The sequence below is a fragment of the Halopseudomonas oceani genome (assembly GCF_002903165.1).
GTDB classification, from domain to species: Bacteria; Pseudomonadota; Gammaproteobacteria; order Pseudomonadales; family Pseudomonadaceae; genus Halopseudomonas; species Halopseudomonas oceani.
Genome location: NZ_PPSK01000011.1, coordinates 88,854 through 111,707, shown reverse-complemented (window position 1 = coordinate 111,707; position 22,854 = coordinate 88,854). Strand labels below are relative to the sequence as shown.

19 protein-coding genes are annotated in these 22,854 nt (G+C 61.9%); 7 read left to right on the top strand and 12 right to left on the bottom strand.

Going from position 1 to position 22,854, the window contains the following annotated elements; genetic code table 11:
• Positions 1–91 precede the first annotated feature (91 nt).
• A complete protein-coding gene (locus C1949_RS12500; protein ID WP_104738805.1) occupies positions 92–973 on the top strand; it encodes an HDOD domain-containing protein in 882 nt (293 codons plus the stop codon).
• Positions 974–1,000: 27 nt separating this feature from the next.
• The gene (locus C1949_RS12495; protein ID WP_104738804.1) at positions 1,001–1,516 is read left to right on the top strand and encodes a glycine cleavage system transcriptional repressor; all 516 of its coding nucleotides are present in this window, start codon (positions 1,001–1,003) and stop codon (positions 1,514–1,516) included.
• Positions 1,517–1,581: 65 nt separating this feature from the next.
• Here C1949_RS12495 and trkA read toward each other — a convergent pair whose 3' ends face one another.
• The 5 genes from trkA to C1949_RS12470 all read right to left on the bottom strand — a co-directional run bounded on the left by trkA (position 1,582) and on the right by C1949_RS12470 (position 7,122).
• Entirely contained in the window at positions 1,582–2,970 is a 1,389-nt protein-coding gene (trkA, locus tag C1949_RS12490; protein ID WP_104738846.1) for a Trk system potassium transporter TrkA, read from the bottom strand.
• A gap of 27 nt (positions 2,971–2,997) precedes the next feature.
• Positions 2,998–4,446: a TrkH family potassium uptake protein gene (locus tag C1949_RS12485; RefSeq protein ID WP_104738803.1), complete on the bottom strand. Its 1,449-nt coding sequence runs from the start codon at positions 4,444–4,446 to the stop codon at positions 2,998–3,000.
• Between the two features lie 63 nt (positions 4,447–4,509).
• On the bottom strand, positions 4,510–5,565 hold the full coding sequence (locus C1949_RS12480; RefSeq protein WP_104738802.1) for a DUF2955 domain-containing protein: 1,056 nt from the start codon (positions 5,563–5,565) through the stop codon (positions 4,510–4,512).
• Between the two features lie 7 nt (positions 5,566–5,572).
• Complete coding sequence (locus C1949_RS12475) at positions 5,573–6,637, bottom strand: HlyD family secretion protein (protein ID WP_104738801.1); 1,065 nt, start codon at positions 6,635–6,637, stop codon at positions 5,573–5,575.
• Positions 6,634–7,122 (bottom strand): MarR family winged helix-turn-helix transcriptional regulator, encoded by a 489-nt coding sequence (locus C1949_RS12470; protein ID WP_104738800.1) that lies wholly within the window; start codon positions 7,120–7,122, stop codon positions 6,634–6,636. The genes C1949_RS12475 and C1949_RS12470 overlap by 4 nt, the downstream gene beginning before the upstream one ends.
• 177 nt (positions 7,123–7,299) lie before the next feature.
• Between C1949_RS12470 and C1949_RS12465 the strand changes: the two genes are divergently transcribed.
• Positions 7,300–7,710, top strand: coding sequence for a PH domain-containing protein (locus C1949_RS12465; protein ID WP_104738799.1), 411 nt, complete (start codon positions 7,300–7,302; stop codon positions 7,708–7,710).
• A gap of 14 nt (positions 7,711–7,724) precedes the next feature.
• Here C1949_RS12465 and mgtE read toward each other — a convergent pair whose 3' ends face one another.
• Positions 7,725–9,347, bottom strand: a complete 1,623-nt coding sequence (mgtE, locus tag C1949_RS12460; protein WP_104738798.1) for a magnesium transporter — start codon at positions 9,345–9,347, stop codon at positions 7,725–7,727.
• 136 nt (positions 9,348–9,483) lie between these two features.
• On the opposite strand from mgtE, the gene C1949_RS12455 reads away from it, so the two are divergent.
• Genes C1949_RS12455 through creC form a run of 4 tightly spaced genes read left to right on the top strand, consistent with a single transcriptional unit; the run spans position 9,484 to position 14,243 of the window.
• Positions 9,484–11,460 (top strand): marine proteobacterial sortase target protein, encoded by a 1,977-nt coding sequence (locus tag C1949_RS12455; protein WP_104738797.1) that lies wholly within the window; start codon positions 9,484–9,486, stop codon positions 11,458–11,460.
• Entirely contained in the window at positions 11,453–12,019 is a 567-nt protein-coding gene (locus tag C1949_RS12450) for a class GN sortase (RefSeq protein ID WP_104738796.1), read from the top strand. The genes C1949_RS12455 and C1949_RS12450 overlap by 8 nt, the downstream gene beginning before the upstream one ends.
• 59 nt (positions 12,020–12,078) lie before the next feature.
• The gene (gene creB / locus C1949_RS12445; RefSeq protein WP_104738845.1) at positions 12,079–12,783 is read left to right on the top strand and encodes a two-component system response regulator CreB; all 705 of its coding nucleotides are present in this window, start codon (positions 12,079–12,081) and stop codon (positions 12,781–12,783) included.
• Positions 12,780–14,243, top strand: a complete 1,464-nt coding sequence (gene creC, locus C1949_RS12440) for a two-component system sensor histidine kinase CreC (RefSeq protein ID WP_104738795.1) — start codon at positions 12,780–12,782, stop codon at positions 14,241–14,243. Before creB ends, creC begins: the two co-directional genes overlap by 4 nt.
• An 11-nt stretch (positions 14,244–14,254) precedes the next feature.
• Here the strand turns inward: creC and gcvP are convergent, their stop codons facing one another.
• From gcvP to C1949_RS12410, 6 genes are all read right to left on the bottom strand, one after another.
• Positions 14,255–17,140 carry an aminomethyl-transferring glycine dehydrogenase gene (gene gcvP / locus C1949_RS12435; RefSeq protein ID WP_104738794.1) on the bottom strand — a complete coding sequence of 962 codons (2,886 nt, stop codon included), beginning with the start codon at positions 17,138–17,140 and terminating at the stop codon, positions 14,255–14,257.
• Between the two features lie 79 nt (positions 17,141–17,219).
• Entirely contained in the window at positions 17,220–17,600 is a 381-nt protein-coding gene (gene gcvH, locus C1949_RS12430) for a glycine cleavage system protein GcvH (RefSeq protein WP_104738793.1), read from the bottom strand.
• A 30-nt stretch (positions 17,601–17,630) separates the two neighbouring features.
• The gene (gene gcvT, locus C1949_RS12425) at positions 17,631–18,716 is read right to left on the bottom strand and encodes a glycine cleavage system aminomethyltransferase GcvT (RefSeq protein WP_104738792.1); all 1,086 of its coding nucleotides are present in this window, start codon (positions 18,714–18,716) and stop codon (positions 17,631–17,633) included.
• A gap of 75 nt (positions 18,717–18,791) precedes the next feature.
• A complete protein-coding gene (locus C1949_RS12420) occupies positions 18,792–20,366 on the bottom strand; it encodes an ABC transporter permease (RefSeq protein WP_104738844.1) in 1,575 nt (524 codons plus the stop codon).
• A gap of 155 nt (positions 20,367–20,521) precedes the next feature.
• Positions 20,522–21,523, bottom strand: coding sequence for an extracellular solute-binding protein (locus tag C1949_RS12415; RefSeq protein WP_104738791.1), 1,002 nt, complete (start codon positions 21,521–21,523; stop codon positions 20,522–20,524).
• Positions 21,524–21,624: 101 nt separating this feature from the next.
• A complete protein-coding gene (locus C1949_RS12410) occupies positions 21,625–22,851 on the bottom strand; it encodes an FAD-dependent monooxygenase (protein WP_104738790.1) in 1,227 nt (408 codons plus the stop codon).
• Positions 22,852–22,854: the final 3 nt, after the last annotated feature.

Genomic DNA, 22,854 nt, shown 5'->3' with positions numbered 1-22,854 from the left:
AAGAATGTAGGCAGCGGGCCATTATACAGGGTGCCAAGCGCCCCAGTCTCCGGCTAAACTCGGTAGTTCAACTCATCAGTGGACCCAGGCCATGACATCGGAGCTCACCGACCAGCAGATCAGTAACGCCCTGCAAGGCATCAGCGTACCACCGCAGCCGCAGATCATGGTCGACCTGCAGATGGAGCAACTGATGCCAGACCCGGATCCGAAGGTCATCGCCAGATTGATCAGCCAGGATCCGGGGCTTTCGGGCAGTTTGCTGAAAGTAGTCAACTCCCCGTTCTTTGGCCTGGCCAACCGTATCAGCTCGATTCAACAAGCGGTCAGCCTGCTCGGCGTGAGCCGCGTGGTCAATATCGTCAACGCCCAGTCCATTCGTGGCGAGCTGACCGATGAGAATATCGTCAACCTGAACCGCTTCTGGGACAGCGCGCAGGACGTAGCTATGACCTGCATGACGCTAGCCAAGCGTATCGGCTGTGTCGAGCCGGACGAGGCCTATGCCCTCGGCCTGTTTCACAACTGCGGCATCCCGCTAATGCTCAGTCGCTTCCCCTACTACATCGAAGTGATGGAAGAATCCTATGCACAGGATCAGGTACGCCTGGTCGATGTGGAAAACGATCGAATGAACACCAACCACGCGGTGATCGGCTACTACACCGCCAAATCCTGGCTGCTGCCGCGCCACCTGTGCGACGCCATCGCCAGCCACCACAACACCGAGCAGGTGTTCCTTTCCCCGCTGGGCAACGATCCGGTACAGAAGAACCTGCTGGCCATCCTGAAAATGGCAGAGCATATCTGCCAGGCCTACCGTGTGCTGGGCAATCATCCGGTTGACCACGAGTGGAACACCGTCGGCTCAGCCATTCTCGAATACGTTGGCCTGTCCGAATACGACTTCGAAAACCTGGAAGCGAACTGCCAGGAAATGACCGCCACCGGCGGTAACTATTATCAAGGCTGATCACCGCCTGACCTGAGGAGACATCGCATGACCACCCCGCTCGTAATCACCGTCATCTCCGCCGACAAACCCGGCCTGGTAGAAAGCTTGGCGCAGACCATCAATCGGCATGGCGGCAACTGGCTGGAAAGTCGGATGGCGCGCATGGCCGGACAGTTCGCCGGGATCTTGCGCGTCGACGTGGCAAATGATCAGCTGGAAGCGCTGCGCATTGACCTGGAAGGCCTCAGCGCTCAGGGCATCAATGTCCAGGTCGCCATCAGCGGGCAGGCAGAAGAGCCTCAACAGCGCACCCTGCAGCTGAGTCTGGTTGCCAACGACCGTGCCGGGATTGTGCACGAAGTCTCTCGCGTACTGGCCAGTCACGGCGTCAACGTAGAGTCACTGGAAACCGAGTGCGCGCCTGCGCCGATGAGCGCCGACCTGCTATTCAAGGCCGAAGCCCGCCTCGGCGTCTATCCGCAGACCGATCTGGATGCGCTGCGCGATGCGCTGGAAAACCTCACCGACGACCTGATGCTCGAGCTGCGGGACGCAGACTAGGCGCGAAGGCCAGCCTCCCATCGCCTGCCGCTTGGCGGGCGATGACCGCTGAGGTGCAACATCGGCTAAAGCAGGAAAGTAAGGCCGACCTGAAACAACCGCTCAATCGCCTGCATATCGTGCTTGTCGGGCACGATGACAATAACGTGGTCACCTTCTTCAATCTGGGTACTATCGTGGGCGATCATGACATCCTCACCACGCACCAGCGCCCCGACCATAGCCCCTGGCGGCAACGGCAACTCGTCTATCCGCTTGCCCACTACCTGCGAACTCTGTGGATCACCATGGGCAATCGCTTCCATCGCCTCAGCCGTACCGCGACGCAGCGAGTGTACCGCAACCACGTCACCGCGCCGCACATGGGTCAGCAAAGCACCGATGGTGGCCTGTTGTGGCGAGATGGCGATATCGATACTGCCACCCTGCACCAGGTCGGCGTAGGCCGGATTGCTGATCAGGGTAATCACCGTGCGGGCGCCCATCCGCTTGGCCAGCATTGACGACATGATGTTGGCTTCATCGTCATTCGTCAGCGCCAGATAGACATCCGCCGACTCAATGCTCTCCTCCAGCAACAGCTCACGATCTGACGCGCTGCCATTGAGGACAGTTGCACGGCGCAGGTTTTGCGACAGGTACTGGCAACGCCCCATATCCTGCTCGATGATCTTCACCCGATAGTCATCTTCCAGCACGCTGGCCAGCCGCGCACCGATATTGCCACCACCGGCAATAACGATCCGCTTGTAGGGTTTTTCCCGCCGCCGTAACTCATTGAGGACCAACCGGATATCTGGCCTGGCGGCGACGAAGAAAACCTCGTCCCCATCCTGAATCAGAGTATCCCCATCGGGGATGACCGCATGGTTCTTGCGAAAGATCGCCGCCACCCTGATTTCCACCGCTGGCAAACGCTCGCGCAGCTTGGAAATACGCTGCCCCACCAGCGCACCACCATTGGAGGCACGCACGGCTACCAGCTGCGCCAGACCGTCGGCGAAATTGATTACCTGCAGGGCCCCCGGGTAGCGGATCAGTTTTTTCAGGTGCTGAGTTACCAGCGCCTCAGGGTTGATCAGCACGTCGACCGGCACCGCACTCTTGGCAAACAAGGCCCGGTTCTGAGTTAGATACCCCTGCTCTCGGACCCGGGCAATCTTGTTCGGCACATTGAACAGTGACTGGGCGACCTGACAGGCGATCATGTTGACCTCATCACTATTGGTCACTGCCACCAGCATGTCGGCATCCTCGGCGCCGGCCTTGGACAGGGTGACCGGATGAGCTCCGTGGGCGCAGATCGTCTTTATCCCATGGGCGCCGTGCATTTCCTGCAGAAGCTGCAAACGCTCAGGGTCGCGGTCCACCACCGTAATGTGGTTTTTCTCGCCGACCAGCTGTTCCACCAGACTACGACCAACCTGGCCAGCGCCCAGCACGATGATGCGCATCATGCACCTTCCCCTTTCAATCGTACGTTAGCCACGCCAGAACACCGGCGTAAAGAGCACCATCAACGTCAGCAGCTCCAGCCGCCCCATCAGCATCGCGAACGACAGTAGCCACTTCGCTGGCACCGGCAGGGTAGCAAAATTACCGGCCGGCCCGATGATATCGCCCAGCCCCGGCCCTACGTTGGTCAACGCCGTCGCTGCTGCAGTCAGACTGGTCAGCAAGTCCAGGCCCATCAGCGCCAGCAACAGCGTTACCACAGCCAGCGTCATGAAAAACAGAAAGGAGAAGGCCACGGCCGAGAGGATAATGTCGTCCTGCACCGGTCTGCCGTTGTACTGGGTAACAAACACCCCGTTGGGGTGGATCAGCTTGTTGATTTGGCTCCGCAGGAACAGGTAGCTGAGCTGGAAACGAAACACCTTCATGCCGCCACTGGTGGAACCGGAGCAACCACCAATGAACATCACCACAAAGAACAGGGCAATACTGAAGGTCCCCCACTGGGTGTAGTCGGCCGACGCAAAGCCCGTGGTGGTAATCACCGACACCAGGTTGAAGGTGGCCTGGGTAAAGGCTACGAAAGGCTCTGCGACATGCAGATCAATCAGGTCAGCAGTCAGCAGCAGCGATACCGCGCCGATGATGCAGAGAAAGCCGATCACCTGCTGGTTGTTGAGCACATGCAGTGAGGGACGTCGAAAAAAGGCGATCAGCAAGGTAAACGGCAACGCGCTGAGCGTCATGAACAGAATCGACACCCACAGCACCTCCAGCGGGAACCGCCCCATGGAGCGATCATCGGTAGCAAAGCCGCCAGTGGAAACGGTCGCCATGGCATGGTTGACCGCGTCGAACAGATTCATGCCGGCCAGCCAATAGCTGAACACACAACTGATCGTCAGCCCCAGGTAGGTCGCGACCAGCATGCGGGCCAGCGACTGCACCCGCGGGATCGACTTGTCCGACCAGTCGGAAGACTCGGTATGGAACAGGCGCATACCACCAACACGCAGAAACGGCAGGATGGATACCGCCATGCCGATCACGCCCAAACCGCCGATCCATTGCAGCAGCGAGCGCCAGAGCAGCAAGCTTGGTGCGAGATTTTCGATACCGCTGAGGATGGTAGACCCGGTGGTGGTGATGCCAGACACCGCTTCGAACACGGCGTCTTCGGCACTGAGCTGAAAGTGGCTGAAGAACAGTGGCAGTGCGCCGAACAGTGAAAGCAGCACCCAACTGAGACTGGTGAGCAGATACAGCTGGCGCGAAACCAGATGAAACCCCCGATCACGGCACCCCAGCACCAGCAACAGACCGCAGGCCAGCGTAATGGCAAATGACGTCAGGAAAACCTGCATCTCCGGGTCCTGACGCCACCAGGCGAAAACCGCGACGCTGAGCATCAGACCGGCCATGATCAGTACCAGGATGCCGCAAACGAACAGCACCGGACGCAAAAACCGCAACATGCAGGAATTCCCCAGCCAGGAAGGTCGGCACATGATACCCGCCGACCAGCCCAGACACTACGGTCAAACCGAAACCGGCGGCGGCGGAGCCCAGCGGGTAGCTGCAAAACGGTCGAGCAACAGGTGCAACAGATAGATCGCCGATAATGACAGCAGCACTGACAGTGACAGCGACCAGAACCGGTACAAATCACTGTAGAACAAGTCCTGCCGCGGTGTCAGATATTGACCAAACAGGATTGCCATAGTGGTCAGCGCAGCAAAGCCCGCACCGGAACCGCCCTCCAGCATATGGACACGGGCGAACAACATCAGGCAGACCCAGAGCCCCGCAGCCACAAATGGCAGCACGTCGAAGTGATCCAGCAACACCAGTTGAACGACCAGTCCCAGGTTGCAGCCTACCAGCGTCCCCAGCACCCGGTTCCAGCCAGCCGGCCCGGCGCCGCGCCAGTTCAGGGGAAACAGCACCAGAATGCTCGCCACCTGCGCCGACAGTCCACTCTGCAGGTTGAATACCTGAAACACGATATACGACAGGGTCGCCACTATGGTGGCCAAAATGACCTCATGGCGCCGGGTGCTGGCCGACTTGTTCAACGCCGGACGGGGCTTGCGCGGGTCGACATCGGGAAACACCACCTGCATCAACAAGGCAATGAACAGGGTGCTGAACACCGATACGATATTACTGGCCACAATGTCGCCAATATCGGACTGCGGATAACTGGCAAAATGCAGTTGCATCGACATGTTGACGACCGACATGGCACCAAACAAGAAGTTGGGACCACGGCTCATCTGAGCAAACAACGCTGCAAACATGCCCATCACCAACAGCGTCATCGGCACCGGCTTGTCACCGAACATCCCCTGCACCACCAATACCGCCAAGGTTACAACCAGCATATTGGCAATGAACTGCCGCAACAGATGCGCATTGATGACCGGCACCAATCCCAGCAGCAAAATTGGCTGCACCACGAAGAACGCACCGTAGTTCCAGCCCATCAGCTTGCACAGCAAGAAACCGAGCATGCCGCCAAAGGCAATACGCAGACACTGGCGCACGTCGTTACTGTCGAGGTGCCGCTTGCTGGTCAGCAGAATGGGTTTCATGACGGCCTCAGTAGATGTAGTGCATCAGGCTGATCAGGCGAATCTGCAGGCTACCCAGCCAGTGAGCAGGCCCGCCCACCGGGAACAACTGCACCGTGGCGCGTGCGCCAGTGGGGAATGTCGACAGCAGTCCGGGCTCTTCGTCCAGCGTCAGATGAACTCGCTGGCGCTGGGCGTCACGTACCCAGCGGTCAGAGGTTTCCGGCGCTGCCAGCGAACCATCAGGTAACAGCTGGCCCTGCTGGGTACCTGCGGCGATGCCGGCAAGGTGAGCGCGGAATACCCGCCCCGGCATGGCATCGAAGACCACCGCCGCTGGCTCGCCGATATCCATATGCACCAGCGACTTCTCGCGGAAATCTGCCACTACATCGGCATCATCCGCGACCAGCGCCGCCAGCGAGTTGCCGGCAACGGCGTAGGTGCCGGGACGAACCTGCAGGTTGGATACCACACCATCGCTCTCGGCCCGCACCTCGGTGTAGCTGAGGTTCAGCCTTGCCTGCTCAAGCGCATTGCGTGCCTGACGCAAACGAAGGTTGTCCTGATCACCATCACCACGCTGCACTTCCAGCTGCTGCACCTGCGCCCGCAGGCTCGTCACCTCTGCCTGAGCCGCCTGCTGGCTGGCGAGAATCTGATCGTAACTTTGCCGCGAGACGTTGTGGCTGGTGAGCAGTGCCTGCATGCGGTCGCGCTCACGCCCCAACTCGGCGCTGCGTACCTCGGCAGCACGTACCTGCGCCCGCGCTGCGGCGATTGAAGCATCAATGCCGGCGTTATCTCGCTCGGCAGCCTCCAGCGCCAGCTGTGCTTGCTGAAGCGCGAGTTCATAAGGGCGAGAATCAATCCTGAAGAGCAGATCACCGGCAGTGACATGCTGGTTGTCCACGACGGCAACATCGACGACCTGACCTGAAACCTGCGGTGCCACACGGATAACCGGATGAATGACCCGCGACTGCGGCGTCAGCGGCATCCACAGATCCGCCGCCAGGAAGTAGCAAAACACCACTGCAAACAGCAATAGCGACGCGCGCACCCAACGCGCAAAAACCTGATCCGGTGTCATTCAGACACCTCCTGCTCGCCTGCGAGCAAGGCTCGGACGTTGGCTTCCATACCCAGCAGCACTTCAGCAAAGGCGTCCAACTGGGCGTCGCTCAAGCCCGCGTAGATTTTCTTGCGCACTTGCTCCACATGCACTCGCATATCCGCGACCCGCTGATGCCCAGCCGGGGTAAACCATAGAGCGTGAACGCGGCGGTCACTGGGGTCGCGGCGCCGCTCGATCAGCCCCTGCTCCTGCAACTGATTCAGCGTCCGCGTCAACGACGGCATCTCGATCGCCAGTTCGTCCGCCAGCACCTGCTGGGTGCAGCCCTCGCCCACCTTGACCAGGTGTAGCATCACGCTCCAGCGCGCCTCGGTAATACCCAGCTCACCGACTGCCTGATTGATTGCGGCGCGCCAGAGCCGATGCACTCGCCCCATCGCTGCGCCCATGGAAGGCTTCAACGTTTCGTGCAACGCCAAAGCCGCTTGATCCTGATTCATGGATAACCTCGAATATAGTTAGCCTGCTAACCATAAAGTCTACTCCGATAGATTTATTTAGCAAGCTACATATTCAATTCAGCACACCGAACCGGAACTGGGCATCGGGCAACACTGTCCCAGCCGCAGCGAATTCGCTAGAGTGCCCAGCTGCAACCGTTCAGAGGAAATGAGGTCATGTCATACATTGAGGAGTCGCTGTCCAGCGGCGAGGTCATTCACAAGATCTTTCAGCTGCACTGGTTCGCCAAGGTACCCATGTACTGCTGGCTGGTCCTGGGCTTAGTCAGCCTGGGCCTGACCTGGCTGATTGCGCTGTATGAGTACTTCCGGCTGCGCTCCATTGAACAGGGCGTCACTAACAAGCGGGTTATCTTGAAAACCGGCATCATCAGCCGGCACACCGAGGAAATGAAGCTCAGCTCCATTGAGACAGTGGAAATTGAGCAAAGCGTCTGGGGACGGATGTTCGGCTACGGCACGGTCAAGCTGACCGGCCGTGGCATCAGCGATGTGAAGTTTCGCAACATTGACGATCCGATGTACGTCAAACGCGAGATCGAGAGCGTCAGCAACCCGATCGACTGATCGCCACCTCAGACTCAGAGCAGAAACAGCGTCGCCAGACCAAGGAAGGCCAGAAAGCCCACCACGTCGGTCACCGTGGTCAGGATGACGCTGCCGGCCAGCGCCGGATCGACGCCAAAGCGACGCAGCAAAAGCGGAATGGCCAGCCCCGACACCGCTGCACAGAGCAGGTTGAGTAGGATCGCCGCCGCAATCACCGCACCGAGCTGCCAGTTCCCGAACCAGGCCACCGCCAGCGCCGCCACCACCAGCGCCCAGAGCACACCATTGAGGCAGGCGATGCCGATCTCCTTGCTGAGCAGCAGCCGCGCGTTACCACCCTCTACCTGACCGAGCGCCATGCCGCGCACCACCAGCGTCAGGGTCTGGCTACCGGCAATACCGCCCATGCTGGCGACAATCGGCATGAGCACCGCCAACGCCACCAGTTGCTCCAGCGTGCCCTGAAACAGGCCGATAACCCAGGCCGCCAGAAAAGCGGTGACCAGGTTGATACCCAGCCACACCGCCCGGCGCCGACTGCTGGTCAGCACTGGCGCAAACATGTCGGCTTCGTCGTCAAGACCGGCCATGCTCATCATGGTGCGTTCGGAGTCTTCCCGAATCAGATCGACCACATCGTCGACGGTGATGCGGCCAAGCAACAGGCCGTCTTCATCAACCACCGCGGCTGACAGAATATCCAGATCCTCGAAGCGACGCGCTACTTCGTGGCTGGGGAGCATCACATCGAGCGGCTGGAAATCACCATCCATCACGTCGCTGACCAGCACCTCTGGCGAGCTGGTCAGCAGGCGACTGAGTCGCAGCACCCCCTGATAGCGGTTCTTGCGGTCGACCACCATCACCTTGTCGGTATGGTCCGGCAGGTCTTCGAGCAACCGCAGGTAGCGCAGCACAGAGCCCACCCGGACATCGACCCGCACCGATATCTGGTCGGTGTTCATCAGACCGCCGGCAGAGTCCTCCGGGTAGGACAGCATCGACATCAACTGCTGCCGCTTGCGTACGTCCATCGCCTGCAGCAGCTGGCGACCGCTGTCACTCGGCAGCGCCTGAATCAGGTCAACCAGGTCATCAAGATCGAGCTTGCGAGCGGCAGCAACCAGCTCGTCCTCGTCCATCTCCAGCGCCAGGCGGGCGCGAACCTCGTCATGCAGGTGAACCAGCACCTTGCCTGCACGCTCGGCGTCGAGCATTTCCCAGACCGTAGTCCGCTCGGCAGGTGGCAGGGCCTCAAGCAGGCCCGCCGCCTTGGCCGGGTGCATCTGCCGAAATGCCTTGCCGACGCGTTTGAACTTGCCCGCTTCAAGCGCATCACGGACCCGGGCAATCTGGGTAGTGGCGCCTTCGCCTTCCTCTTCCTCGTCGGTCAGGTCGGAGGTGTCCGGCTCACGGCGCAGTTGAGCACCCAGCAGCGGCGTCAGATGCTTGAGCACCTGCTCTTCACGGTCATCATCGATGTGTTGCCAGAGCGCCATACGCTGCGGCCCATCAAGCGCCTCCAGGAGGCTGGCCACCTTACCCACATGCATGCCACGCAACAGCTTGCGCACCCGCTTGCGCTTATCCCGGTGCAACGCCTCGATAATGGCGTCCAGCTCGGTGCGGGTGGTCTGGCTGTCAGTGTCAGTCATAGGCAGGAATACTCCAGCAACGTTGAACTCGTTGAACAATGTACCGTTGAGAGACGTCCCAAACCACACACAAACCACATAATCAGCACAAACAGGGTCGCCACACTGCCGGCATAGTCCATCAGGGAGACCCGACATGAAAACCGCAATCGCCTGGCTGCTGCTGTGTGCCAGCCTGTTAAGCAACGCCGTTCAGGCATCTACAGACAGTCCCGAGACAGGCATGTTCCTGCTGCGCTCCGATGACGGCAGCTGGCAGCCAGCGCTGCTGCTGAACACCGACATGCAAGTGCAGATCAGCGGCCCGGTGGCCGAAGTACAGATTCGCCAATCCTTCAGCAACCCCGGTGGCGCCTTTGCCGAAGGCCGCTATGTGCTGCCGACCAGCGAAAGCGCTGCCATCCACGCCATGACGCTGGAAATCGGGGAGCGCCGGATCAACGGCCAGATCCAGGAGCGCGAGCAAGCCCGCAAGACCTACCAGCAGGCGCGTGACAACGGCCAACGCAGCGGCCTGGTCGAACAGCAGCGCCCCAATCTGTTCAGCACCTCGGTCGCCAATATCGGCGCAGGTGAAACCATCAGCGTCATCCTCAGCTACACCGAACTGCTGCAGCCGGATGCAGGACGCTACAGCCTGCGCCTGCCGCTGACCATGACGCCGCGCTACAACGCCCGCCCGCAGCCGGTCGACGGGCAGCAACGCAAACCGAACGCCAGCTCTACCAGCCCGGAAGGCCCGATTGTCGCCAGCCTCTGGCGCGACGGCCCATCCCATCAGGCCGACATCCAGATCACGCTGGACAGCGGCTTTGCCCTGCACGAGGTGAGCAGCCCCAGCCACGCCATCAGCAGCCACTTTGACGGCCGCCGCTACCGCGTTCAACTGCTGGAAAATCCGGTGGTTATGGATCGCGACTTCGTCCTCAACTGGCAACTGCCGAGCGAGGCCGGCAATCAGGTCGCCGTGTTCACTGAGCAGGTGGGCGAAGATCACTACGCGCTGATGATGCTGTCGCCTGCAGCCGAACCGGTCAGTCGCCAGCGCCAGCCGCGCGAAGTCTTTCTGATTCTCGACACCTCCGGCTCGATGCAGGGTGAGCGCATTCGCCAGGCGCGCAGCAGTCTGATTCACGCACTGGGCCGCCTGCAGCCCGAAGACCGTTTCAATGTGCTCGAATTCAACAGCGAGTACAGCATGCTCTATCGCGAACCGGTGCCGGCCAGCGAAGACAACCTGAGTGAGGCCCGCAGTTGGGTAGCCGGGCTGCCGGCCGGTGGCGGCACCGAGATGTTGCCGGTGCTGCGTGCTGCACTGACCCAGCCCAATGAGGCAGGCTACTTGCGCCAGCTGATCTTCATCACCGACGGTTCGGTCAGCAACGAGCGCGAGGTCCTGCAGATGATCCAGCAGCGCCTGCGTCAGGCGCGGATCTTCACCGTCGGCATTGGCGCCTCCCCGAACAGTTTCCTGCTGCGCAAGGCAGCCGAAGTCGGCCGCGGCCAGTTCACCTCGATTGATGATCGCAGCGGCATTGAACAATCCATGGAGCGGCTGTTCGAGAAACTGGAGTCACCGGTACTGACCCACCTGCAACTGGAGCTGCCGGAAGGCATCGATGCCGAAATCTGGCCGCAGAAACTGCCCGACCTGTACCCTGACCAGCCGTTGCTGATCGCCGTGAAACTGAACCAACTGCCAGAGAAAGTAGCCCTGCACGGCCGCCAACCGGCGCTATGGGAGCAGCACCTGCAAATTCCCGAACCACAGCAGGGCAACGGCATCGCCCGGATCTGGGCACGCCGCAAGATCGAAGCCGCCATGGATCGCCTGAACGAGGGCGCTGGCGAGGACGAAGTGCGCGATCTGGTCCTGCCGGTGGCGCTGGAGCACCAGTTGATGAGCCGCTTCACCAGCTTCGTCGCCGTCGAGGAGCAACCGGTACGCGCCGCTGACGAACCGCTCGACAGCCAACGGGTGCCAAACCTGAACCCGGTCGACCATCGCCTGTACCCGCAGACCTCGCTCGGTCTCAATGGCCTTTGGGCGCTGGCACTCGCGCTGTTGCTGGCCGGTCTGCTGGTCCTGAACTGGAAACCGCGCCATGCGTAAGCTGATTGCCATCGTACTGCTACTGGGTGCCGTGGCTGTCGCAGCCCAGGGCAGCTGGCTGCAAGCCAAGGCGTGGCTGGCCCAATGGTTGATTGCCGACGCCTGGGCCGAGCAACTGCAGGCGGGCACGCCGAGCAAGCCCTGGCCCTGGGCCGATACCTGGCCGGTTGCCAAACTGACCACGCCCGACGGCGAGGCCCGCTACGTGCTCGACAGCGTCAGCGGTCAGGCCCTGGCCTTCGGCCCGGGGCAACTGGATAACGGTGTGGCGCCCGGGCAGACCGGCACCCTGCTGCTGGCCGGCCACCAGGACAGCCACTTCGCCTTCGTCGAGCAGCTAAAGACCGGTCAGGTGCTCACCCTGCAGGACGCCAGCGGCCGTGAGTACCGCTACCGCGTGGCGACCCAGCGCATCGTCGACAGTCGCAATGAGCCGATGCTGCTGCAGTACGACCGCGCGGAGCTGCGGCTGGTCACCTGCTACCCGTTCCGCGCCCTGACCAGCGGCGGGCCGCTGCGCTATGTGGTCACCGCCTGGCTGGAGGAACCCGCCTCGTGATTGCGCTCGCTGCGGAGAAACCGCCACAATCGGCGGACGATTCACGGACAGAGCAGACCATGCCGGACAGGATTCTAATTATCGAGGACGAGCCCGCGATCGCCGATGCGCTGGTGTATGCCCTGAGCACTGAGGGCTTCGACGTCCACTGGTGCGGCCTGGCGGGCGAGGGCATGCAATGGCTGCGCGACAACCCGGTCGACCTGCTGGTGCTGGACGTTGGCCTGCCCGATGAAAGCGGCTTTGAGCTGTGTCGCCGTATTCGCCAGTTCTCCGCCCTGCCGATTATGTTCCTGACTGCGCGCAAGGAAGAAGTCGACCGCATCGTCGGGCTGGAAATTGGTGCCGACGACTACGTAGTCAAACCGTTCAGCCCGCGGGAGATTTCCGCCCGGGTGCGCGCGATTCTTCGTCGCACCCGGGCCGAGCCTGTCGCCAGCGAGCAGTCAGCGCCGGCCGAGCTATTTCTGCACGACGCCGAGCGCCGGCGCATTCGCTACCACCAGCAGTGGCTGGAACTGACCCGCTACGAGTATCTGATTCTCAGCACCCTGCTGCGCCGTCCCGAGCACGTTCTCAGCCGTGATCAGTTGATGGAAGCCGTCTGGGCCGATCCTGGTGCCAGTCTCGACCGGGTGATCGACACCCACATCAAGGGCATTCGCACCAAGCTCAAACGCATCCTGCCCAGCCACGACCCCATCGTTACCCACCGGGGACTGGGCTACAGCATTAACCCGCAGTTGCCGGGTGCAGACGCATGAGCCTCAGCACCCGCCTGTTGCTCGGATGGTTTGTCATCGCCGGACTGGCCACGGTGCTGTTTCTCAACAGCATCCTCAATCAGGTGCCCTCGTCCGTACGCCAGGCCAGCGAAGAGGTCATGGTCGACAGCGCCAATCTGCTGGCCGAGATCGCCGAACAGCATTGGCAGGAGGGCTTTGCTGCAGACAGCCCGTTTGCTGCCGCCGTTGACCGCTACCTGGCGCGCCAGCTGGATGCGCAGATCTGGTCACGGCACAAGACCGGCACCGAACTGGTGATCTACCTGACCGACCTTAACGGCACCGTGCTCTACCACACCGACCCACAGCAGGTTGGTGAAGACTATTCACTGTGGCGGGACGTGTCGCTGACCCTGCAAGGGAAATACGGTGCGCGCACCACGCGGATCGACCCCGAGGACGACACCAGCAGCCTGATGTACATCGCCGCGCCAGTCTATAAAGGCGGTCAGCTCGTCGGCGTGCTCACCCTCGGTAAGCCCAACGCCAGTCTGCATCCGTTCATCACCCTGGCCCACGGCTATTTCTGGCAGCGCGGCGGCCTGATTTTGTTTGGCGCCCTGCTGCTTGGCGCCGGCATGGCGTTCTGGCTGAATCGCTCGGTCAGGCGGCTGGTGGACTATGTCGAGCAAGTGCGCCACGGCGAGCGAGTCAGCCCGCCGCAGCTGGCGGACAAGGAGCTGGCCCGGCTGGCCGCCGCCACCGAAGCGATGCGCCGCGAAATCGACGGCAAGGCCTATGTCGAGCAGTACGTGCATACCCTGACCCACGAGATGAAGTCACCGCTGTCGGCCATCCGGGGCGCCGCCGAGCTGCTGCAGGAGGCAGATGTCCCCGAGCCGATGCGCGCGCGCTTTCTGGCCAATATCGACGGCGAGTCGCTGCGTCTGCAGCGGCTGGTCGATCGCCTGCTGTCACTGGCCGGCGTCGAAAAGCGTCAACAGCTGGAGCAAACCGAGCGAGTTGATCTGGCAGAAATTGCCGCGCTCGAATTGGAAGCCAAACGTCCACTGGCTGAGCGCAAAGGCCTGACACTCACGCAGGAATGCGACGCTGACAGCACACTGATGGGAGATCGCTTTCTGCTTGAACAGGCGATCAGCAATCTGCTCGACAACGCTATCGAGTTCAGCTTGCCCGATGGCGCCGTTGCCCTGCAGATCAGCAACAGCGGGGCGGCGCTGAGCCTGCGCGTGCGCAACGACGGCCCGGCGGTGCCGGACTACGCCCTAGATCGGGTGTTTGAGCGTTTCTATTCCCTGCCGCGGCCGGACGGCCAGCGCAAGAGCACCGGTCTGGGGCTGAGTTTTGTCAGGGAAATAGCCAGACTGCATCACGGCCAGGTGAGCCTGAACAACCGCGCGGAAGGCGGCGTAGAAGTGGAATTGACGCTTAGCAGAACCCACCAGGAGAGAGAGGGCAGCACCTCTCTCTCCTGACGGGGTCGATCTTAGCCTTCGTAGGCTTCGATCGGCGGGCAGGCGCAGAACAGGTTGCGATCACCGTACACGTTGTCGATCCGGTTGACGCTCGGCCAGAACTTGTTGGCCGCGACCCAGGGCTGCGGGAACACGGCTTCCTCGCGGCTGTAGGCACGCTGCCAGTCGCCGGTGATGTCAGCCAAGGTGTGCGGCGCGTTGTGCAGCGGGTTGTCCTCTGCCGTCCACTCGCCCTGCTCGACCTTGTGGATCTCGGCACGGATGGTCAGCATCGCGTCGATAAAGCGATCCAGCTCGGCCTTGGACTCACTTTCGGTCGGTTCGATCATCAGGGTTCCGGCTACCGGGAAGGACATGGTCGGCGCGTGGAAGCCGAAGTCCATCAGACGCTTGGCCACATCCTCTTCACTGATACCCGAGGCTGCCTTGAGCGGACGGATGTCGATGATGCACTCGTGCGCCACCCGGCCGTTACGGCCGCTGTAGAGCACCGGATAGGCATCACCCAGACGCTTGGCCAGATAGTTGGCGTTGAGGATCGCAACCGAGGTGGCCTGACGCAGACCGACGGCACCCATCAGAGCGATGTAGGTCCAACTGATCGGCAGGATGCTCGCGCTGCCCCACGGCGCCGCACTAACCGCGCCGTTTTCCGGATTCGGGCCATCCAGCGGTACCACCGGGTGGTTGGCAACGAAGGGCGCCAGGTGCGCCTTGACGCCGATCGGGCCCATGCCCGGACCACCGCCGCCATGCGGAATGCAGAAGGTCTTGTGCAGGTTCATGTGCGACACGTCGGCACCGATGTCGGCCGGACGGGTCAGACCTACCTGCGCATTGAGGTTGGCGCCATCCATGTAGACCTGACCACCGTGCTGGTGAATGATCTCGCAGATCTCGCGGATACCTTCCTCATAGACACCGTGGGTCGACGGGTAGGTGATCATCAGACAGGACAGGTTGTCGGCGTTGTCGGCAGCCTTTTGGCGCAGATCAGCTACGTCAACGTTGCCCTGCTCGTCGCAGTTGACCAGTACCACCCGCATGCTCGCCATCATCGCCGAGGCCGGGTTAGTACCGTGCGCCGAAGTCGGGATCAGACAGACGTTGCGGTGACCTTCGTCGTTGCTTTCATGGAACTTGCGGATCGCCAGCAGACCGGCGTACTCGCCCTGCGCGCCGGAGTTCGGCTGCATGCAGATAGCGTCGAAACCGGTGATGGTGCGCAGCATGGCCTCCAGCTCGTCGATCATCTGCTTGTAGCCTTCGGCCTGCGCCAGCGGAGCAAACGGGTGCAGCTGACCGAATTCCGGCCAGGTGATCGGGATCATCTCGGTGGTGGCGTTCAGCTTCATGGTGCACGAGCCGAGCGGGATCATCGAGTGGTTGAGCGCCAGATCCTTGTTCTCCAGCGACTTGATGTACCGCAGCATCTCGGTTTCCGAGTGGTAGCTGTTAAACACCGGATGGGTCAGATAGTCGGACGTGCGACGCAGAGCCGCTGGAATGCCCATGTCGGTGGCGCTGACCTTGGTATCCAGCGCGGCGACATCCTGACCGTGCGCGGCACCGGCGAAGGCCGCCAGCAACTGATCGATGGTCGCGCGTGTAGTGGTTTCATCCAGGCTGACGCCCAGGTGATCGGCATCAATTACCCGCAGGTTGATACGTGCGGCGCGGGCGCGTTCAAGAATCTCGCGGGCCTTGCCCGGCACCTTCAGGGTCAGAGTGTCGAAGAAGGTCGCGTTGCGACGCTCGATACCCTGCGCACTCAGGCCTTCAGCCAGAATCGCGGTAAAGCGTTGCACCCGCTCGGCGATCTGCTTGAGGCCCTGCGGGCCGTGATAGACCGCGTAGAAGCTGGCGATGTTGGCCAGTAGCACCTGCGCGGTACAGATGTTGGAGTTGGCCTTCTCGCGGCGGATGTGCTGCTCGCGGGTCTGCAGCGCCATACGCAGGGCGCGGTTGCCGCGGGCATCAACGGACACGCCGATGATGCGGCCCGGCATGGCGCGCTTGTAAGCGTCACGGGTGGCAAAGAACGCCGCGTGCGGCCCGCCGTAGCCCATCGGCACACCGAAGCGCTGAGCCGAGCCGAAGACCACGTCGGCGCCCAGTTCACCCGGCGGGGTCAGCAGGGTCAGCCCGAGCAGATCGGCGCCCACGCAGGCCAGACCTTTCTGCGCCTGAACCTGTTCGATCAGCGGCTTGAGGTCGCGGATTTCACCCCAGGTGGTCGGATACTGGAACAGCGCACCGAACACCTCGTAGTCGCCCAGCGTGCTGACGTCGTCGACTACCACATCGAAGCCAAAGGCCTCGGCACGGGTCAGCACAACAGAGATGGTCTGCGGATGACAATCCTGGTCAACGAAGAACAGGTTGCTCTTGCTCTTGGCAACCCGCTTGGCCAAGGCCATGGCTTCGGCTGCGGCAGTGGCTTCGTCCAGCAGCGAGGCGCTGGCCAGCTCCATTCCGGTCAGGTCGATGGTCAACTGCTGGAAGTTCAGCAGCGACTCCAGGCGACCCTGAGCAATCTCCGGCTGATACGGGGTGTAGGCGGTGTACCAGCCCGGGTTTTCCAGCACGTTGCGCAGGATCACGGTCGGCGTCAACGTGCCGTGGTAACCCATGCCGATGCAGGAGGTGAAGATCTGGTTGCGGCTGGCAACCTGCTTCAGATAGTCCAGCACCTCGGCCTCGCTGCGCGGACCATCCAGCGCCAGCAGATCGGTACGCAGAATGCTCTGCGGCACGGTCTCGGCAACCAGCGTTTCCAGCGACGCGGCGCCCAGGGTCGACAGCATGGCCTGCTGTTCGGCGGCGTCCGGGCCGATATGGCGACGAATAAAAGCGTCGGTCTGTTCCAGCTCGACGAGGCTCGGGGTGTGGCTCATGGGGTGTACCTGTGCAAAGTGTGAAAGCAAAAAGCCCCGACGCGAATCAGGGCTTCAGCACTACAGCAAAAACAACCGGTCAGATGGAGGCGCCGTAGGCTGCGGCGTCCATCAGCTTGTCCAGTTCGGCACTGTCGCTCGGCTTGATCTTGAAGAACCAGGCCTCACCGTACGGTGCGCTGTTGACCAGCTCGGGGGAGTCGGCCAGGGCGTCATTGACGGCGATGATTTCGCCACTGATCGGCGCGTAGATGTCGGAAGCGGCCTTGACCGACTCGACCACCGCGCACTCTTCACCGGCAGCGACTTCACGACCTACCTCGGGGCACTCGACAAAAACCACGTCGCCCAGCAGGTCCTGCGCATGGTCGGTGATACCAACGGTCACGGTGCCATCGGCTTCCAGACGGGTCCACTCGTGGCTGGCGGCGTAACGCAGATCGGCGGGAATGTTGCTCATGGGAATATCCTCGGGGGTTTAACGTGATACTTATTCGATGACCGACTGGCCGTTGCGTACGAAGCAGGGCTTGACCACGCGCACGTCCAGCAGCTTGCCGCGAATTTCGACCTTGGCGCGGCTGCCGGTCGCACGGGGCACACGGGCCAGCGCGATGGAGTAACCCAGGGTCGGGGAAAAGGTACCGCTGGTGATTTCGCCTTCGCCAACACCGTCGACGATGACCTTCTGGTGGCCGCGCAGCACAGCACGCTCCTCCAGCACCAGGCCCACCAGCTTGGGCTGGTCGCCGGCGGCTTTCTGGGCTTCCAGTGCCTGACGGCCGATAAAGTCGCGCTCAGCCGGCTCCCAGGCGATGGTCCAGGCCATGTTGGCCGCCAGCGGGGAAATGCTTTCGTCCATATCGGCGCCGTAGAGGTTCATACCGGCTTCCAGGCGCAGGGTGTCGCGAGCGCCCAGCCCGCAGGGCTTGCAGCCGGCGCCTAGCAGTGCCTGCCAAAACGCAGCAGATTGCTCGGCAGGCAGCATGATTTCCAGACCGTCTTCACCGGTGTAACCGGTACGACCGATAAACCAGTCGCCAGACGCCAGGCCCTGAAAGGGCTTCAGGTCACTGATCAGCGCTGCGCGGTCATCGTTGACCACCGATTTGACCAGCTCCAGCGCCTGCGGGCCCTGTACCGCGATCATTGCCAGTTCGGCACGCTCAGTCAGCTTGACGGCAAAGGATTCGGCCTGCAGGTTCATCCAGGCCAGGTCTTTCTCGCGCGTCGCGGCGTTGACCACCACCCGGTAACCGTCGCTTGCCAGGTAGACGATCAGATCGTCAATCACGCCGCCCTGCTCGTTCAGCATGCCGCTGTAGAGCGCCTTGCCAGGCGCCTTCAGGCGAGCAACGTCGTTGGCCAGGAGATATTGCAGGTAGGCCTGGGCCTCGCTGCCAGCCACATCGACGACAGTCATGTGGGACACATCAAACATGCCGACGGCGCGGCGTACCTGATGATGTTCTTCGAGTTGAGAGCCGTAATTGATCGGCATATCCCAGCCGCCAAAATCGACCATCTTGGCACCAGCAGCCAGGTGCTGATCATACAGGGGGGTCCGCAAGGCCATTGCGCCGTCCTTCAGTCCGGGGGGTTGCAAAGGCCGAATTGTAGCCGCAAACCCGTCCTCTGTGCAGTCCGTCGATCAGCGCACCTTGCTGCGACTAATCGACTGGGCAGAGCGGCGGATCAATACAATGACCGGCAGAAGCCCGGTAGCGACCAGGGTAATGGCCGGTAACGCGGCTCTGGGCCAGTCGCCTTCGGCGGTCAGGCTGTGGATGCGCACCGCCAGGGTATCCCAGCCAAAGGGCCGCATCAGCAGCGTTGCCGGCATTTCCTTGAGCACATCAACGAACACCAGCAGGCTGGCGCTGAGCAACCCGGGCACCAGCAGCGGCAAATAGACGCGCCAGAACACGCTGTAGCCGGAGTGCCCCAGGCTGTGTGCCGCCTCTGGCAGCGCTGGCCGAATCCGTGCCAGCGAGGTGTCTACCGGTCCGCTGGCAACCGCCATAAAGCGAATCAGATACGCCAGCAGCAACGCAAACAGGCTACCCATTAACCAGGGCCTTGGTTCTTCGAGCCCAAGCCAGGCCTGCAGCGGCACCAGCAGTTGATTATCGGCAAAGCTGAACGCAAACATGATGCCCACCGCCAGCACCGAGCCGGGTAGCGCGTAGCCCAGATTGGCCAGCGCCACTGCCGAACGGATACGTCGAACAGGCTGCATCCGCCGCGCCAGCACCAGCATCAGCGCGGCACCAACCGTCATCAGCGCAGCGATCCCGCCGAGCGCGAGAGTGTTGCGAATCAGCGACCAATAGCGGTCATCAAAGTCGTTGCGATCGCTGGTCAGCAGCCAGTAGAACAACTGCAACAGCGGGATCACGAACGCGATTGCCAGTACCAGCAGACAGTAACCGGTCGCCAGCCAGCCGCGCGCGCCCCGCAAGCGGAACAGTGCACCCTGGCGCGGCTTGTCGACACCGGGAAAGCGCCTGCTGCCCTGTGCCCGGCGCTCGGTGTAGAGAGCCAGCAGCACGAATAGCAGCAACAGGCTGGCGAGCTGGGTGGCGGTCTGCAGGCTGTAGAAGCCGTACCAGGTCTTATAAATGGCAGTAGTAAAGGTGTCGTAGTTGAATACCGAAACCGCCCCGAAGTCTGCCAGGGTTTCCATCACCGCCAGCGCCGCGCCAGCGCCAATCGCCGGACGCGCCATCGGCAGCGCCACCCGCCAGAAGGCCGCCCAGGGGCTGTGACCGAGAATACGCGCTGCCTCCATCAAGCCGCGCCCCTGTGCCAGAAACGCGCCGCGAGCCAGCATATAAACATACGGATAGAACACCAGCACCAGCACAAAGATCACACCGCCGGTGGAGCGGATAGAGAACATCCGAAAGTCGTTGCCCAGCCAGCTGCGCAGGAAGGTTTGCAGGGGGCCGGCAAAGTCCAGTAGACCGATCATGACGAAGGCCAGCACATAGGCTGGTACCGCAAACGGCAGCATCAATGCCCAATCGAGCCAACGTCGCCCCGGAAACTCGCACAGGCTGGTCAGCCAGGCCAGACTGACGCCCAGCAGCACCACACCTGAGGCAACACCGACTGTCAGCACCAGAGTGTTGCCAAGCAAGCGCATCATCTGGGTTTCCAGCAGGTGGTTCCAGATGGTCGTGTCCAGGCTGTTCCAGCTCAGTGCCAACACCAGCAGCGGCATCAAAACCAGCGCGGCGCCTACGTAGGCTACGGCGCGCCAATGGGGCTTGGAAACAACGGACGGAAGCGGCACTCAGACTCCTGCGAGTTCAACCAGCGAAAACAACAACGCCCGGCGAGGCCGGGCGTGCAGTATATCGGCAAAATCGCGCTGGATCAGTGCCAGCCAACACGATCCATCAACATGATGGCTTCAGCCTGACGGCGTCCTGCTACTTCCACATTGACGTCATCACGCTTGAATGAGCCCCAGGAGGCCACTTCTTCGGACGGCGCGACCGACTCGTTAGCCGGAAACTCCTGGTTAACATCAGCGAACACGCGCTGGGCCTCTTCAGTGGTCAGCCACTCGAGGAAGGCAATCGCACCGCGGCGATGCTTGGCGTAGTGGGTAACACCGGCACCAGAGATGTTGACGTGAACGCCACGGTCATCCTGGTTAGGCCAGAACAGCTTGATCGGCAGGTCAGGATTGGCGGCTTCCAGACGACCGAAGTAGTAGCTGTTGACGATACCGACATCGCACTGCCCGGCCTCGATGGCGTTCAGCAGCGCGGTATCATCCGGGAACACCGGTGTCGCCAGGTTGTTGACCCAGCCCTGCAGAACTTCAGTGGTGCGCTCGACACCGATAGTTTCCATCATGGTGGCGGTCAGCGACTGGTTGTACACCTTCTTCGCAGTGCGCAGACACAGGCGGCCGGCCCAGGCTTCATCCGCCAGCGCTTCATAGGTGCTCAATTCGGCCGGATCAACCCGCTCGGTGGAGTAGGCAATGGTGCGGGCGCGCAGCGACAGCCCAGTCCAGTAACCGTTGGCAGAACGGTACTTGGCCGGAATATTGGCACTGATGACCTCGGACTCGACCGGGCGCAACACACCCTGCTGCTCAGCCTGCCAGAGGTTGCCGGCATCGACAGTGATCAACAGGTCGGCCGGGGTGTTGGCGCCTTCGGCTTTCAGGCGCGCCAGCAGCGGCGCTTCGCTGTCGGTGATGAACTGGAAGGTAGTACCGGTCTTCTCGGTGTAGAGGTCAAATACCGGCTTGATCAGGTGATCCTGACGCGCCGAGTAAACAACCAGTTCCTTGGCCTGAGCAACACCGCTCAGGGTACTGAAGGCCAGACCGAAGACTGCCAGTTTGCGGATCACAGACATGGAAACGCCTCTCCGTTGAAAAAATGAGAGGAGATGATAATCATTCCCCATTGCACTGGCAATGCGACCGGCTGCCCCACTCCGTAGCTAGATGTTGCAAATCAGCTGCGCGCCAGGCTTGGCAGCTCGCCCCCCAACCCCATGGCCTGGCGCATCACGCCCGCCTTGAGCCGCGGCGCATGCTCAAACAGCTGCATGCCGGTGTTGCGTAACCAGCGCAGCGGCAAGGCGTCGGCATGGAACAACCGCTCAAACCCCTCCATCGCCGCCATCACCGCCAAGTTGTTCCCCATTCGCGCGCGCTCATAGCGCTCCAGCACGGCGAGGTCAGCGATATTCTCCCCGCGCTCGCGCGCCGCCAGCAGCACCTCTGCCAATTGCGCCGCATCGAGGAACCCAAGGTTCACGCCCTGCCCCGCCAGCGGATGAATACTGTGGGCGGCATCGCCCAGCAACGCCAGCCCTGGCATCACATAGCGCTTGGCGTGGCGCTGGCGCAGCGGAATGCAGGCCCGTCGGTCCGCCGCCAGCACCGGCCCCAGACGGCATTCCAGCGCTTCGCCAAGCGCGGTGCAGAACGCCTTGTCATCCAGCGCCATGACCTGCTCCGCAGCTTCGGGCAGCAACGACCAGACAATCGAACAGTAGTGCTTGCCGTCACGCGACGGCAATGGCAGAAAGGCCAGCGGGCCGGAGGGCAAAAAACGTTGCCAGGCGGTATCCTGGTGCGGCTCGGACAGTTCGACCGTGGTGACCACCGCATGATGCAGGTAATCCCACTCGCGCATGGCAAAACCGGCCAGCTCACGCAACTGCGAACGAGCACCATCCGCCCCCAGCACCAGCGGCGCCTGCAACTGGCGGCCGTCCTCCAGATTGAGGCGCCAGCCATCCTCCTCTCGCACCAGACCGCGCACACGGCTTACACCCAGCAACTCAATTGAACTGCTTTGCAGCACCGACAGCAGCGCGTTTTGCACCTGCCAGTTCTCAACGATATGACCGAGTCGCGGCTCACTCAATGCGTGAGCATCAAATTGGACCTCGCCAGTGCCCTCGGCATCCCAGACGCACATATGACGATAGGCGCAGCGGCGCGCAGCAGGAATCAGTTGCCAGGCACCCAGTGCGCGCAAAATCTGCTCTGATGCCGCGCTCAGCGCACTGACGCGCGGATCGTAACCGGAGCCACTCGCAGGCTCCGGCAGTGGCTGCAGTGGCTGCGCATCCAACAGCGCCAGACGCAGCCCGCTATCAGCGAGCGCGCAAGCCAGCGCCGAGCCGACCATGCCGGCCCCCACCACAATCAGGTCATAACGCTGCTGCATGTG

Bases quoted from the DNA above. Each gene is read 5' to 3' on its own strand.
- C1949_RS12410 (WP_104738790.1), bottom strand. From the start codon at position 22,851: ATGCAGCAGCGTTATGACCTGATTGTGGTGGGGGCCGGCATGGTCGGC.
- gcvP (WP_104738794.1), bottom strand. From the start codon at position 17,140: ATGAGCCACACCCCGAGCCTCGTCGAGCTGGAACAGACCGACGCTTTT.
- C1949_RS12465 (WP_104738799.1), top strand. From the start codon at position 7,300: ATGTCATACATTGAGGAGTCGCTGTCCAGCGGCGAGGTCATTCACAAG.
- C1949_RS12470 (WP_104738800.1), bottom strand. From the start codon at position 7,122: ATGAATCAGGATCAAGCGGCTTTGGCGTTGCACGAAACGTTGAAGCCT.
- C1949_RS12500 (WP_104738805.1), top strand. From the start codon at position 92: ATGACATCGGAGCTCACCGACCAGCAGATCAGTAACGCCCTGCAAGGC.
- trkA (WP_104738846.1), bottom strand. From the start codon at position 2,970: ATGCGCATCATCGTGCTGGGCGCTGGCCAGGTTGGTCGTAGTCTGGTG.
- mgtE (WP_104738798.1), bottom strand. From the start codon at position 9,347: ATGACTGACACTGACAGCCAGACCACCCGCACCGAGCTGGACGCCATT.
- C1949_RS12475 (WP_104738801.1), bottom strand. From the start codon at position 6,637: ATGACACCGGATCAGGTTTTTGCGCGTTGGGTGCGCGCGTCGCTATTG.
- C1949_RS12480 (WP_104738802.1), bottom strand. From the start codon at position 5,565: ATGAAACCCATTCTGCTGACCAGCAAGCGGCACCTCGACAGTAACGAC.
- C1949_RS12415 (WP_104738791.1), bottom strand. From the start codon at position 21,523: ATGTCTGTGATCCGCAAACTGGCAGTCTTCGGTCTGGCCTTCAGTACC.
- C1949_RS12420 (WP_104738844.1), bottom strand. From the start codon at position 20,366: ATGCCGCTGCTGGTGTTGGCACTGAGCTGGAACAGCCTGGACACGACC.
- C1949_RS12455 (WP_104738797.1), top strand. From the start codon at position 9,484: ATGAAAACCGCAATCGCCTGGCTGCTGCTGTGTGCCAGCCTGTTAAGC.
- C1949_RS12485 (WP_104738803.1), bottom strand. From the start codon at position 4,446: ATGTTGCGGTTTTTGCGTCCGGTGCTGTTCGTTTGCGGCATCCTGGTA.
- gcvH (WP_104738793.1), bottom strand. From the start codon at position 17,600: ATGAGCAACATTCCCGCCGATCTGCGTTACGCCGCCAGCCACGAGTGG.
- gcvT (WP_104738792.1), bottom strand. From the start codon at position 18,716: ATGGCCTTGCGGACCCCCCTGTATGATCAGCACCTGGCTGCTGGTGCC.
- creB (WP_104738845.1), top strand. From the start codon at position 12,079: ATGCCGGACAGGATTCTAATTATCGAGGACGAGCCCGCGATCGCCGAT.
- C1949_RS12495 (WP_104738804.1), top strand. From the start codon at position 1,001: ATGACCACCCCGCTCGTAATCACCGTCATCTCCGCCGACAAACCCGGC.
- creC (WP_104738795.1), top strand. From the start codon at position 12,780: ATGAGCCTCAGCACCCGCCTGTTGCTCGGATGGTTTGTCATCGCCGGA.
- C1949_RS12450 (WP_104738796.1), top strand. From the start codon at position 11,453: ATGCGTAAGCTGATTGCCATCGTACTGCTACTGGGTGCCGTGGCTGTC.